At 57.6% G+C, this 12,235-nt stretch carries 15 protein-coding genes; 2 read left to right on the top strand and 13 right to left on the bottom strand.

All coding sequences use genetic code 11. The features are described 5' to 3' along the window. Window positions 1-177: 177 nt before the first annotated feature. On the bottom strand, window positions 178-999 hold the full coding sequence (locus FHU41_RS10565) for a class I SAM-dependent methyltransferase (RefSeq protein WP_179389626.1): 822 nt from the start codon (window positions 997-999) through the stop codon (window positions 178-180). Between the two features lie 47 nt (window positions 1,000-1,046). Here FHU41_RS10565 and FHU41_RS10560 point away from each other — a divergent pair, with 47 nt between their 5' ends. Continuing rightward, entirely contained in the window at window positions 1,047-1,640 is a 594-nt protein-coding gene (locus FHU41_RS10560) for a helix-turn-helix domain-containing protein (RefSeq protein WP_179389625.1), read from the top strand. 78 nt (window positions 1,641-1,718) lie between these two features. Then, window positions 1,719-2,576 carry an aldo/keto reductase gene (locus FHU41_RS10555; protein ID WP_179389624.1) on the top strand — a complete coding sequence of 286 codons (858 nt, stop codon included), beginning with the start codon at window positions 1,719-1,721 and terminating at the stop codon, window positions 2,574-2,576. On the opposite strand, the gene FHU41_RS10550 is transcribed toward FHU41_RS10555, so the two are convergent. From FHU41_RS10550 to FHU41_RS10495, 12 genes are all read right to left on the bottom strand, one after another. Then, window positions 2,573-3,046 (bottom strand): hypothetical protein, encoded by a 474-nt coding sequence (locus FHU41_RS10550; protein WP_179389623.1) that lies wholly within the window; start codon window positions 3,044-3,046, stop codon window positions 2,573-2,575. The two genes, FHU41_RS10555 and FHU41_RS10550, sit on opposite strands and share 4 nt — an antisense overlap. Before the next feature lie 158 nt (window positions 3,047-3,204). Further along, a complete protein-coding gene (locus tag FHU41_RS10545; RefSeq protein ID WP_218847202.1) occupies window positions 3,205-3,927 on the bottom strand; it encodes an FAD:protein FMN transferase in 723 nt (240 codons plus the stop codon). Between the two features lie 35 nt (window positions 3,928-3,962). Then, on the bottom strand, window positions 3,963-4,475 hold the full coding sequence (locus FHU41_RS10540) for an FMN-binding protein (protein WP_179389621.1): 513 nt from the start codon (window positions 4,473-4,475) through the stop codon (window positions 3,963-3,965). Window positions 4,476-4,484: 9 nt separating this feature from the next. Then, the gene (locus tag FHU41_RS10535; RefSeq protein WP_179389620.1) at window positions 4,485-5,861 is read right to left on the bottom strand and encodes a ferredoxin reductase family protein; all 1,377 of its coding nucleotides are present in this window, start codon (window positions 5,859-5,861) and stop codon (window positions 4,485-4,487) included. 586 nt (window positions 5,862-6,447) lie between these two features. Then, on the bottom strand, window positions 6,448-6,915 hold the full coding sequence (locus FHU41_RS10530) for a hypothetical protein (RefSeq protein WP_179389619.1): 468 nt from the start codon (window positions 6,913-6,915) through the stop codon (window positions 6,448-6,450). A gap of 5 nt (window positions 6,916-6,920) precedes the next feature. Then, a complete protein-coding gene (locus tag FHU41_RS10525; RefSeq protein ID WP_218847201.1) occupies window positions 6,921-7,829 on the bottom strand; it encodes a TIR domain-containing protein in 909 nt (302 codons plus the stop codon). A 498-nt stretch (window positions 7,830-8,327) separates the two neighbouring features. After that, window positions 8,328-8,879, bottom strand: a complete 552-nt coding sequence (locus FHU41_RS10520) for a DinB family protein (RefSeq protein WP_179389618.1) — start codon at window positions 8,877-8,879, stop codon at window positions 8,328-8,330. Window positions 8,880-8,894: 15 nt separating this feature from the next. Then, window positions 8,895-9,218, bottom strand: a complete 324-nt coding sequence (locus tag FHU41_RS10515; RefSeq protein ID WP_179389617.1) for a hypothetical protein — start codon at window positions 9,216-9,218, stop codon at window positions 8,895-8,897. 53 nt (window positions 9,219-9,271) lie between these two features. Further along, the gene (locus tag FHU41_RS10510) at window positions 9,272-9,691 is read right to left on the bottom strand and encodes an arsenate-mycothiol transferase ArsC (protein ID WP_179389616.1); all 420 of its coding nucleotides are present in this window, start codon (window positions 9,689-9,691) and stop codon (window positions 9,272-9,274) included. Continuing rightward, on the bottom strand, window positions 9,688-10,344 hold the full coding sequence (locus tag FHU41_RS10505; protein ID WP_179389615.1) for an arsenate-mycothiol transferase ArsC: 657 nt from the start codon (window positions 10,342-10,344) through the stop codon (window positions 9,688-9,690). Before FHU41_RS10505 ends, FHU41_RS10510 begins: the two co-directional genes overlap by 4 nt. 38 nt (window positions 10,345-10,382) lie before the next feature. Continuing rightward, window positions 10,383-11,801, bottom strand: a complete 1,419-nt coding sequence (locus tag FHU41_RS10500; protein WP_246279598.1) for an FAD-dependent oxidoreductase — start codon at window positions 11,799-11,801, stop codon at window positions 10,383-10,385. Further along, the gene (locus FHU41_RS10495) at window positions 11,798-12,217 is read right to left on the bottom strand and encodes an arsenate reductase ArsC (protein WP_179389614.1); all 420 of its coding nucleotides are present in this window, start codon (window positions 12,215-12,217) and stop codon (window positions 11,798-11,800) included. The genes FHU41_RS10500 and FHU41_RS10495 overlap by 4 nt, the downstream gene beginning before the upstream one ends. Window positions 12,218-12,235 lie beyond the last annotated feature (18 nt).

Genomic DNA, 12,235 nt, shown 5'->3' with positions numbered 1-12,235 from the left:
CCAGCGTCGGATTGATCCAGAAGATTCCAGACTATCCCGCATTGCACTCAGCAAACACGGTAAACAGACCGATAATCTGATCGCCCCACGTGCCCGCCCCAGCCTGGCTGAACGTCTCAAAGCTCCGGTCCCCTTGTTCGGTTCTGGAAATGCTAGATCACCTCATGACTTTAGGAGTCAGGGACGGCTGGCTGCCCATGCCGTTCTCTCGGCGCGTAGGCGCAGGTCATCCCGGTGGAGGAGGCTCTGCGCACCGTGATCCGCAAGGAGAGTTTCCAGTGCGGAGCAATCCGACGTCGATAATTGGGGTGCGATGAAGGGCTGGATTCTCTGGAAGTAGGTCTGGGCGTAGCGTCCGCCAACTGAGTCGCCGTTCAGCGCCAGGTCAATCGAGAACGATTTCTTTTCAAGCAAAGTGAAGCCAGCCCGCTCAAGGTTCTCGCTCCATTCAGGGTGATCGGCCTGCTCCCGGCCTGTTTCGCGAAGCAGGCCACGAATGCGGGTCTCTAACCCTTCGCTGGTGGTGTCCTCCAGAAACCGCGGATGCGTGCCCATTTCGACGACGACGGCTAGCCCACCAGGGTTTAGCACGCGGAAGAGATTGTTAAAAGTGTGGCCGGGATTCGCCAGCTCGTGAAGTGCCGAGGAGGACCAAGCTAGGTCAAAGAAGCCCAACTCGGGCCAGCCGCCGTCGAGATCCATTTGTACGGTTGATACTCGGCTGCTCAGGTTGTTCGCCGTTGCTCGGGCCTGGATGTGGTCAAGCATCTCGGGCGAAATATCTAGGGCTATTACCTCGGCGTTCGCGAATTGCTGGGCTAGGGCAATAGTCCCGGTACCCGTTCCTGCCCCAATATCCAGAATTCTGCTGGCTGGTAGCTCTACTTGAGCCTTCAGCCAAGCCATCAACCCGCGCAGATACTGGTGTAAAACCTGGGCGTCCAGATCGAGCAGTTCGGCAATCGAGCCGTGGCGATGAGGGTGTGTATGAGGAGCCATCTCCTCAGCCTAAGCGGATATTGCTAAGTAGGCATACACTATTGCGTATGAGGCAAGAGTTAGATATCGATTCCCTAGTTCGACACCGCATCCGGGCGCTCCGTCTTGCCCGTGGCTGGTCTCTTGACACCCTTGCCGAGCGGACCTTCCTGAGCCCGTCGAATTTGAGCCGCATCGAAACCGGGCAACGAAGGATTGCCCTCGATCAGCTCGTCCCGATTGCGCGCGCCCTCGATATGACCCTCGATCAACTCATCGAATCGCCGAACGACCAGGACGTGGTGATTCGTCCGCAGCGCATTGATGGCCGAGGAACCACCATCTGGACCTTGGCTCAAGAGCGAAGCCCCTTCGGAATGTCCGTGGCAAAAATGCGGATCACAACAGCAGTGTCATCGATAGCGCAGCTGGGCGTGCATCCTGGGCGGGACTGGTTCACGGTGCTATCGGGCACCGCCGAGTTGCGCCTTGGCGAGCGCACCATCCTGGTCCAGGCGGGCAATGCAGCCGAGTTCTCCACCATGATCCCGCACGCTATCGGCGCGCACGAGGGGCCGGTGGAGATTCTTGTGATCTTGAGTCACGACGGCGAGCGAGCGCATTTGCAGCACACCAACGGTGGCGTGGGCGACCGGGATTAGCCCTTGATCCTGAAGCTCAGGAACTCACAGTAAGCTGCAAACATTGGTCGATAACCGCCCGAGAGTACAGGAGTATTGATGAATACCGTGACACTGAACAATGGTGTAAAGATGCCGATCTTGGGGTTTGGTGTCTACCAGATTCCCGAGGATGAAACGCAAGCCGCTGTTGAAGCAGCACTTGCTGCCGGCTACCGCCATCTGGATACGGCGGCCGCTTACGGCAATGAAACAGCCGTCGGTGCTGCGATCAAAGCAAGTGGAATTGAGCGCGAGGAACTATTCATCACCACTAAGCTTTGGGTCCAGCATGCGCCGAGCGGTAGCGTCCAAGACGATACCAAGGTTGCCTTCGATAAGTCACTGCAACGGCTCGGCCTGGATTATCTCGACCTGTACCTGATCCATCAGCCGCTCGGAGACTACTACAGCGAGTGGCGAGCCATGCAGGAACTCCATCAGGAAGGGCTTATTCGCGCAATCGGAGTGTCGAATTTTCATCCTGACCGGCTAGTTGATCTCATCAATCACAATCAAATCGTCCCCGCCGTGAATCAGGTCGAGACCCATCCTTTCCACCAGCGCGCCGAAGATCAGAAGTTAATGCAGGAGCACGGTGTCCAGATCGAATCCTGGGGGCCGTTCGCGGAGGGCAGGAATGACCTCTTCAGCAATTCTTTGCTCAGCGGTATCGCGGAAGCACACGGCAAATCAGTCGCTCAGATCGTGCTTCGCTGGCTCATTCAGCGTGAAGTTGTCGCCATCCCCAAATCTGTCCGAGCCGATCGGATGGCCGAGAACTTCGATATTTTCGACTTCGCCCTCACCGAGGAACAAATGAGTCAGGTTACCACTTTGGATACCGAGGCCAGCCTCTTCTTTGATCACCGCGACCCCGCCATGGTCAGCAGGTTGGGTGGACACAGAATCGACTAGTTCTGCGTAAGGTCTGGAGGGGTCTCTTTTTGCCAACCGTTCTCCACCAGATCCTTAGTTAAGGCCAGGTGGTCAAGGATGTGGTTTCTACGATGTTCGATGATTTGAGCCTTGTGCTCGACTTGCTCTGCCGAGATCGTAAAACGGTCAGTGCATTCATACGTAGTGCCGCCAACGCAGCTGGTGAGTTTGAAAAAGCTTCGTGCCGCGGGGTCATCGGTGACGAGTTCCCTGATGACCGCCAGCTCCTGGTGAACGTATTCAACAATCTCGATCACAGAGACTTTCTCTCGATCGCCCACTTTGAAGATGAAACATTGCATCTCACCCAAGCCCTCCGGGGTTCCGGGGACTCTAAAACCGTGGAGCAGACTGGAGTGGAAATATTTAGCTGTGCTAGCTGGCTTAATCAGAGCCCACACCCCCTCTTTGGCGGAGGAAATTTCGATTGACGCCGAAGCCTCGACCACTTCCGCTTCTCGCTGCTGGGGTTGAGTTTTGAACCAATTAGCCATAGCAGCAATGTAGTCGGTCGAGTGAAGATTTGCTGGCTCTTTATTGGTGACTCGCTTCGCGCTTTTTGACCGATTGCGGCTCGTCTTCAGGAGCTTCAGACACCGGCTAGGGCTCAGCTGTTCACGGAGTGCTTCGTGAACCCAGTTGATTGCCAGGTTTCACCCGCGGGGCCGATGGTGAGGCCTTCGATATGGTCGAGAGCTTCGATCCATTCCCTCGCACCGTTGCCCATGGCCAGTGCGGCGGTTGCGTAGGCATCAACTTGGCTGAGGCGGGCACCGATGAGCGTGACGCTAGCCAATTCCTTTGCCGGCTGGCCGGTGAGTGGATTGATCACGTGGAGTCCGCGCTCGGCTATGCTCGACGTCGCCACCGCCAGATCGCTGACCGTAACCGTGGCCGCGAGGGCGTTTTGACGAAACGGATCTGCAATACCGACGGCCCAAGGGCGTCCGGGTGCCGCCTCTCCGCAGAACTGAATGTCTCCGCCCCCGTTAATGGCGTGCGCAGATGATCCTGCTTCGCGGAGCATCTCACTTGCTCTTTCGATGGCCCAACCCTTGACCATGCCGGAGGGGTCAAGATGATGATCGATACTGACGGTGAAATAACCATCTGTGGAGACTTTAGCTTGGGCGGAAAGTTCCAGAACTTCCCGCACCTCCGGATCGCATTGCGCTAACACGAGTTCGCCTCGGTCCAGGCGGTTGATTTGGCTATCGGGGCGATAGGTCGAGAACACTGCATCGACCCAGTGGAGCCAATCGATGGTTTTCTGTAAGGCCTCCGTCGAGACGCCGGGACTGCGGATGTCAAAGGAAAAGACGGTTCCCATACAAGATTCAACCCGACGTAGCGGGGCCGCGTCGGTCATTTGATACCCGCTTGGTCAAGCGCGCTCTGCAAGGACTGTAAGTATCCTTCACTGGTATAGGTGCCACCGGAAATCATGTCTACGTTAGCGCTTTGCGCAGCCAAGACCTCTTGGGTCAACTGCGGTACGGCGTAGCTATTGATCTGCTGATCACGACCATTCTCCGAGGGAACCTGGAGCGCAGTCACATCCGTGATTTTGGTTCCGACGACGGTGATTTGCACCTGAACCGGACCATATCGGGTGTCAATCGCGGTACCGGCGTAGGTTTTCGAGGTGGTGGCCGAACTTCCAGTCGTCGCATCTGCGGTGGCTGTGGGCGAGGTTGTCGAGGAAGTTGTACCGCTCGAAGGGGTGACTGGTGCGGTGGCAACGGATTGCGGGGCAGAGGTAGTAGCGGAGGTGCTGGAAGTGGTTCCGCCTGCCTGCGCCATGGGGTGGGTTTTAAAGCTGAGTAGCAGAATGAGACCCGCGATGGTCGCGGTAATGGTGATGATGACGCGTCGCAAGAGACTCTCCTAAAATTCGAATGATTCGTGGTGGATTTGGCGGCGCGGAACTCGGGCTCGCCGAAGAGCCTTTATCGTGGACTCTGTCATTCCGGGTGGGCCGCAAAGATAAATATCCCGTTCAGCGAGGTCCGGAATGAGGGCGGTCAGGTGTTCGGCTGATAGCGGATCGGCCCGACCCTGACGCCGTGAACCGAAGAGATAGTTCACCTTAGTTCCGCGGGCATCGGCTATTGAATCCAGTTCGGCTCCGAAGAGAATATCGGAAGGCTGACTAGCTCGATAGATCATATCGATCTCGCCCGGACCGCCGGGAAGAGTCTCGAATAAGGCTCGCAGCGGAGTAATTCCCACGCCCGCGCCCAAGAGCAAAACTTTGCGGCGGGTCCGGGCGCGGCCGGTGAATGCACCGTAGGGTCCTTCGGCGACGACTGAGGTCCCAGGGCGCAGATATTTAAGCTGGCGGCTATGCTCGCCCAAGTCCTTCACCGTGATGCGCATGGCGGACGGTCCAGCCGGGGCGGAAAGTGAGAAAGGATTGGCCGTCCACCAGGAATTTTTTGTTATGAAACGCCAGCGGAAGAATTGGCCCGATTCAGCGGACAGCTCTTCAAGATGCCGACCGACGACGACGATCGATATGACGTCTGGCCCCTCCCGGTAGACCTGGGCTACCCGGAGCCTATGACGGAACGCTTGACGTATTGGAACGATAAATCGGTACCAGAGGATCAATACCCCAACCACGATGTATAGGCAGGACCAGAGAACCCGGGCAGGCAGGTTGTCAATGAAGTCGGAACCGGTGGAGAACTGATGGCTGAACGCCAAGGCCACGGCCAGATAAGTATAGAAATGTAAGTAATACCAGGTTTCGTACCGAAGCTTGGCACGCGCTGCCCTCGCTGACACAATACCGACGCCGAGCAGCAGCAAGCCGGCGACCGTTGCGGCTAACACGTCTGGATAGCTGAGGATCAGTACGGAAGTTTGGGTGACGACGTCGGTATTTGCGGTAACTGCGTAACCCCAGATAATCAGCAAGCCATGAGCCACTACCAAGGAGACGGTGTAACGGCCACCCATAGCATGCCAGCGGGCTAAGCGGTCTGCTCCGATTCCGCGCTCCAGGGCGGGAATCCTGGCCATCAAGGCAACAAGTATGACGATGGCATAGCCGGCGAATAGGCCGGTTATCCTTCCGGCTCCGGTGAGCCATTCGCCCAGGCCAGATACTGAAGGAGTGTCGATCCACCAGAGGCTCAGCACGGCGGCAGCCCCGGTCCAGATGATCCATAAGATAGCGGCTGGGCGGATGGGATGGGCTTTGGGGGATGGGTGTTGCAATGTCGCGTTTATCAATGCCCCGTCTACTACATCAGTCATCGAAAATCCCCCGCCTCTAAAATCATCCCCCTGTGTGAAGACAACTCTGAATGATGTTCTTGACCCTCAGGGTAGGTATGCGACTTAATCTGAACCTACGAAAAAGCTTAAGCTGGGCCATGAAGGCACCAGCGAGCCGCATTTAGCCCGGGCTGAGGGTGGAATACTCTTCGTGGCAGGCCGGACGGTCCCCGCCCTGACAACTTAGCCGGACAAATGTAGGTTCGCGTTGGACTGGGCAGTTTGGCTCTGCTCTGACGTGCGGTGATATTTTTTGTGGGTGGGCGTCGATTCTCGTTAGCGTGGCCATTTCCGCGGCTGCGTTGAGGCGCGAGAGCTTTTTACGGACTTACGATGATTTATGCCTGCGCCTAGTCTTGCGTAGCAAACTAGTAGGTGAGGTCGATTAGTTGGTGACGGTGCGAAACTCTTTTTTCATGGTGATGGAACCTGTTTGTGAAGAGCTCCCATCACCAGGGCCCGTTCTGGGGCTGATGCGCTAGGGGTCCGTAAAGTTGGCGTTGGCATGTTCATTACCTTCTACCGGGTCCTTGATGGGCCAAGTCACGACAGCTATGTTTCCGGGCTATGTTGTGAACGGTGAACCGCAGATCAGACAGAACACGCGTTCTGTGTAAGAGTCGGGGACCTTGAGTGGCTCATTCGGGTGGCAAGGCGGTTCAACGATGACCATGTCGTCGGGCTCTATGAGTGGGTCCGGTGTTTCAATATTCAGGCTGAGTGATGAGTTTGGCTCGAATTTCATGCCTCCGATGCCCTTGAACGCGTCAGTGAAGGCGTCCCGCACTGCCTGATCGAGTGCCCCGCCGGCACTGCCAAAACCGTATTCAAGCTGTGCTGGAGTCCACCATGAATCGAGACTTGCTGCGACGCCGCACAGTGGGCAGAAGTACTGGGAGGTCGGCTCAGCGTCATCGTCTCCTGCAGCATGGTTGAACCACTTAAACTCCTGTTCGCAGGTCGGGCACTCCCGACGAAGGAAGCCGTCACTGTCGAGGGGGATACTCACCGGAACTTGGATCTCTTCCTCCATTGTTATCACCCGTTCAGATCGAGGAATACTTGTTGGACTACCTGATTGCCGCTTTCAGCACGTGCCGTAATGGTGACGTCGAAAGCGTCCTCTCTTCGCGGACCGCCGAACATGCGTCCTGTGTTCAAGACGTCTACGGTGACGGAGCGGCCACCGCCTGGGATTTTCGCGATTGTTTCAACATCTGTCGAGCGTAGATCCAGGGCTGCGTTCTCAGGCACGGTCAGGACAACATCGTAGGCGGTCTCCGTTCCTCGGTTGATCACCTGAAGCTTGTCTAAGCGGTTACCGCCCTTGGTGAAGAATTTGAGATCAAAGTCAATGGCCTTCCTTGCTGAGACGCTGCCCGGGATGCGCCGCCCGAGTGGGAGGCCGTCGCCTGGAGGAGGAGGTGCCGTGAAATCACCTGTGGTATGCCAGTCCGTGCCGCGGAGGTCCAGGGTGCAGCCTGCCGTTCGAAGCCGATTCGCCAATTCCTGACGACTTGCCAAAGCATTCGACAGCCGGATCGCGTGGCGTCCAGCAACATCACTGAACGGACGTACTTCACCCACTTCCACGAGCACAGTTCGCCCGGCGTCACGCCCTAGCGCCATGCCAGCTTCGAACAGCACGTTGGGGCGGGCTTGTGGCGCGGGTTGGGTTTCCCTGTCGCTCTCACCATGACCATAGCGGGGCTGTAGATATGCCACCTCATCAGGAGTCATCAAAACAACCACGGCAGTCGCATGATCAAAAGCCATATCGAGCACCCGCCCGATATAGGGCGACCCCTCACCCGTTAGCTCAACTGCAGTTGTCCACTCCATCGGTGACAAATCGATGCTGCGCAGGAAGTCGAACATAGACTTACGAAGCGGTTCATTGCGTCCGTGCACCACAAAAACGGAGCGACTGTCACTGGGGCTGTTCAATGAGGTTCTCCTCTTGAGTGTCCGGCTCACCCTCGGATGGGACAAGCTTCACTCCTCACGATAGACGGTGCCTCTGACAAGTATCCGAACCTTACAAAAAGGCTCCCCGGTCCGACCCGCGTGAGTATGGGTTGTGAACTTCTGTGAACATTGTGAACTTTATGAACTTCGAGCACGTGGAAATGCTGGAAGCGGCTCCCACTAAGGGGCTGGCTACCGTCGGTAAGGGTCTGCTTAGACTTTTGACTCAGTCCTGACCGCAGTGTTATTTCGGTGGGGCTCTGGCTAATCCTCATAGCGTGACCAGATCCAACCAAGCCATGGGCTGCCGCTGTCGGGGCTGGTGTTTCTCTCGCTCGAAGCGTTGAGCGCTCCGCTGATTTGCGCACCTAACCCGAATAGCTCAAGGATCGCCCAGGGAATGCGGTTGGTGATTCGCTTCCTTGTGGCCGCATCTGCGGGGTGTTAGAGATTTGATACATATGACTGGTAGATGCGCTAACGACTCTGTGAGTGGGGTGGCGCGGGAGGGGTGTTGAGGGTGAGTTGTCGGGCGTGGAAGTCGAAGTGCAGCGTGGGATAGGTGTAGAGCTCTGCCAGCGTCATCCCGGTGTGAAAGAAGGGATCCCATCGGGTCGGGAAGTCCATTTCCTGGGTGAGAGAGACCGGGGTTTCTGCTCCGAGTTGTTTCAAGAGGGACTGAGTAGTTTTAATGAGTTTAGTTGCCATCCGGTGCCTGTTATAGACGCGGCGAGCAAGTTTGGATCCCCAGTAATTAGCGATGTCAAAGGGGATAGTCCCAGCGTTGAGTAACCGGGCAAACCCCTTGCGCCAAGACCTCGGGAGTTTAGTCACTACCCGTACTAGGGGCAGAAGAGTTCGGGTGACCATGAAGCCGAAAACCATGTGAAACAGCAGCTCTTCATTAGTCCACTTCGTCCCGGCGCTTTGGTTCTGTAGCTCGGCCGGGGTGGCTTGGCCTAGGAAGTATTCCAAATCAGCGACGGCGCGGCGATAGTCTACGATGATCTTTTCTTGAAGCGGGTCCATGACCGGTCACCAGGCCTAGCTGTACTGTTCAGCAGACTCTAGCCCGGCATGGAGATGTGCTTGAAGAACATCAAGGCACGGTACGGCAGAAAAACCTTTCATGGCACCGGATACCCTGAACGTAAGTGCTGGGGTGTTATCGGACGGGAACAGGTCCATGCCGTTGAGCGCGAATGTCGGTGAGCCGTGGAATCTCAACGCGAGGGCTTCACCCTCCGTAGTCACGCGATGAACCTTGATCAACTCTGGATCATATCCTTCGAGGGCTAGTGCCCGGGCGAACGCCGTCAGGGCATCCTCGTGTGAGTACCCCTGGATGGTGAGTACCTGAATGTCCATGCCTCTCATTCTTCCGCTGTGATGAAGCGAAAGCGAGCCCCCATTCAATTGTCCTAGACGGTTTTAGTCAGCTCGATCAGGAGTTGTTGGACTTTGGTTTTGATGTCGTCGCGGATCAGACGCATGCGTTCCATGCCCTTGATGCCTCGTAGTGAGGGTTCGTCGGTGTCCCATTGACGGATTTGGATCCCTTCTACCGGGTCAACGACGGCTTCCTTCCCGAGAGTAATGATGAGATCGACTTGGTCAAGGACTTCATGGGTGATGGGTTTAGGGTGTTCGGTGCCGAGGTCAATGCCGAGTTCGGTCAAGGATTCCACGGATTGGGTGTTCAGGGAGGTTCCAGGTGCCGTGCCGGCAGTAAAGACTCGCACGGCTGTTCCGGCTGCGTGGCGCATCAGAGCGCCTGCCATTTGGGACTTCCCACCGTTTTTCACACAAACGAACAACACACCGGGAACCTGGCTGGTCATCGCGGATCCTCGGTCGTCAGGGTGGCTAGGAGTTCACGGACGCAGTGAGCGATCTGGTCACGGATATCCCTAGCAGTCTCTAGGGTGGCACCGGCCGGGTCGGGGATGTCCCAGTCGAGGTAGGTTTTTCCAGGATAGATGGCGCAGGAATCACCGCAACCCATAGTGATCACGACATCGGCTGCCCGCACGACGTCGTCGGTGAGCGGTTTAGGAAATTCCTGGGTCAGGTCCAGGCCGCTCTCGTTCATGACTTGCAGCACGGCGGGGTCCAGTTCGCTCGCTGGGGTGGAGCCTGCGGAGCGAACATGAACTTTCCCTTTCGCCTGCTGGGCCAAGAGAGCGGCGGCGATTTGAGAACGACCGGCGTTATGCACACACACGAACAATACTTCGGGCACCTCGTGGGCGATCGCGCCTTTGGATTGGGCGAGGGCTGTGAGTCGGTCAGCGGCGAACCGCTCGGTGGTCGAAGCAAGATAGGTGTGAATTTTCGCGGTGCGCCGTAACGCGGTGTAGGACTCAAAGACGTAGCGTTCAACGGTTTCTTCCGCGAAGATCCCTAAGAACTTTTGTGCAAGCGAGGCGCTGATTCGTTGCAGGACGGCGGTGTCATCAAGCAATCCGGGGACCGGTTGAGGCGGTGTACTCATCGGGCGTGCTCCATATTCTGTGTCGATAACAGGGGTGATTAGTTGTGTTCGTGACCGGCGCGTCCGTGAGCGAGGCCGGTCGAGATACCGATAAGTACCGGCTCTGGTGCAGCCGCGCAACATGACGAACCTGCTGCCTGGACCCCTTCCCCGGTTGGTTTCTCGCCGCTCATGATGGGGGTGTCGCAACTGGTGTCGGTATCGGCAGAGCAGACCCCGGTTTCAGGCAGGTTGAGCTCTACCTGGTTCGCTGCTTCATCATTGCCGGCCAGGGCGGCAGCGATGGAGCGGACTTGTTCGTAACCGGTGGCCATCAGGAAGGTGGGTGCGCGCCCGTAGGACTTCATGCCGACGAGGTAAAAGTCTTTTTCCGGGTGAGCGAGCACTGTTGCCCCGTGCGCTGGCACGGTGCCGCAGGAGTGGTGTTCCGGGTCGATGAGCGGCCCGAGGCGGGTAGGTGCCTCTACTGCCGGGTCGAGATCGAGCCGCACTTCGGACAGAATCGTGAGGTCGGGTCGGAACCCGGCCGCTGGAACGACCAGATCTGCTTCCAGCACTGTTTCGCCTTCGGCAGTGCGCCCGACCACGTTCACCTGATGGGTGCCTGGGGTGAAGGAGGTGATGGTGAATCCTTGATGGAGTTCCACGATGCCGGTGTCGACGAGTTTACGTAACCTGGTGCCGAGCATCCCTCGGGCCGGTAGCCCGTCCTTGTCTTGGCCACCATAAAGGTTCGTTGCTGAGGCGTTGCGCACGATCCAACTAATTTTGGTGTCCGGGGCATCTTTGACTAACTCACCGAGCGCGATCAGGGTGTTCGCCGCGGAATGTCCGGAACCAACGACTACCGTGTGCTTGTTCGCGAAGCTCGCCCGGCCACGACCGGTCACATCCGGTAGCGGGGCGGTGATAAACCCTTGGGCACGAGCTATTTCTTCGCCCGGTGCAGGCAAGCCCCCGGCGCCCAAGGGGTTAGGGGTGTCCCAGGTCCCGGAAGCGTCGATGACCGCCCGGGCTCGGACGTCCTCGATCGTTCCGTCAGCAGTAATGGTGCGAACCATAAAAGGTGTGCTGTCCCTGCCGTCGGTGCGGGTTTTATCGAGCCCGTCCCTGGTCACCGCGGTCACTTTCACACCGGTGTGCACCAACTCGCCAAGCTGGGCGGCCAAAGGCTTCAAATATTCCGCGACGAGCTCGGCACCGGTCGGTAGCGCTGTCGGGCGAGGACTAACCCAGCCAGTGGGTTCAAGCAACCTACGGGCGGCCGCGTCGATGTTGTACTGCCAGGGCGAGAACACCCTGGTGTGTCCCCAAGCCGTGACCGCGGCGCCGACCTGCCCACCGGCTTCGAGTACTAGCGGGGTGAGCCCATTTTCGAGCAGGTGCGCGGCGGTCGCTAGACCGACAGGGCCGGCACCGATCACCACAACCGGCAACCCAGCCATCTGCTGGTTCATCGTGCACTACCCAGAGGAAGCAATTCAGTGAGGAGGGTTTCGATGCGAGCCTTGATGTCATCACGGATCGGGCGGACCGCGTCCACGCCTTGACCGGCCGGGTCTTCCAGTTCCCAGTCCTCGTAGCGTTTGCCGGGGAAGATCGGGCAAGTATCCCCGCAGCCCATGGTGATCACCACATCCGATTCTTTCACCGCCTCAGTGGTCAAGACTTTCGGGATTTCTGCGGCAATATCGATGCCGAGCTCAGCCATCGCCGCAACAGCTGCAGGGTTGACTTGATTGGCTGGCTCGGAGCCGGCAGAACGCACCTCCACAGCGCCGTGACTCAGACTGGTCAGGAACGCTGCCGCCATTTGCGACCGTCCCGCGTTATGCACACACACGAACAACACCGAGGGTTTCTTCTCACTCATCACAAATACTCTCCTTCT

The organism is Psychromicrobium silvestre, assembly GCF_013408295.1.
Taxonomy (GTDB): Bacteria; Actinomycetota; Actinomycetes; order Actinomycetales; family Micrococcaceae; genus Renibacterium; species Renibacterium silvestre.
Note: the sequence above shows the minus strand (reverse complement) of the source record. Positions and strands in the feature narration are given on the sequence as shown.

What these genes read in the sequence shown, in the direction of transcription:
- FHU41_RS10565 (WP_179389626.1), bottom strand. Translation starts at nt 999, where the DNA reads ATGGCTCCTCATACACACCCTCATCGCCACGGCTCGATTGCCGAACTG.
- FHU41_RS10560 (WP_179389625.1), top strand. Translation starts at nt 1,047, where the DNA reads ATGAGGCAAGAGTTAGATATCGATTCCCTAGTTCGACACCGCATCCGG.
- FHU41_RS10555 (WP_179389624.1), top strand. Translation starts at nt 1,719, where the DNA reads ATGAATACCGTGACACTGAACAATGGTGTAAAGATGCCGATCTTGGGG.
- FHU41_RS10545 (WP_218847202.1), bottom strand. Translation starts at nt 3,927, where the DNA reads ATGGGAACCGTCTTTTCCTTTGACATCCGCAGTCCCGGCGTCTCGACG.
- FHU41_RS10535 (WP_179389620.1), bottom strand. Translation starts at nt 5,861, where the DNA reads ATGACTGATGTAGTAGACGGGGCATTGATAAACGCGACATTGCAACAC.
- FHU41_RS10530 (WP_179389619.1), bottom strand. Translation starts at nt 6,915, where the DNA reads ATGGAGGAAGAGATCCAAGTTCCGGTGAGTATCCCCCTCGACAGTGAC.
- FHU41_RS10520 (WP_179389618.1), bottom strand. Translation starts at nt 8,879, where the DNA reads ATGGACCCGCTTCAAGAAAAGATCATCGTAGACTATCGCCGCGCCGTC.
- FHU41_RS10515 (WP_179389617.1), bottom strand. Translation starts at nt 9,218, where the DNA reads ATGGACATTCAGGTACTCACCATCCAGGGGTACTCACACGAGGATGCC.
- FHU41_RS10510 (WP_179389616.1), bottom strand. Translation starts at nt 9,691, where the DNA reads ATGACCAGCCAGGTTCCCGGTGTGTTGTTCGTTTGTGTGAAAAACGGT.
- FHU41_RS10505 (WP_179389615.1), bottom strand. Translation starts at nt 10,344, where the DNA reads ATGAGTACACCGCCTCAACCGGTCCCCGGATTGCTTGATGACACCGCC.
- FHU41_RS10500 (WP_246279598.1), bottom strand. Translation starts at nt 11,801, where the DNA reads ATGAACCAGCAGATGGCTGGGTTGCCGGTTGTGGTGATCGGTGCCGGC.
- FHU41_RS10495 (WP_179389614.1), bottom strand. Translation starts at nt 12,217, where the DNA reads ATGAGTGAGAAGAAACCCTCGGTGTTGTTCGTGTGTGTGCATAACGCG.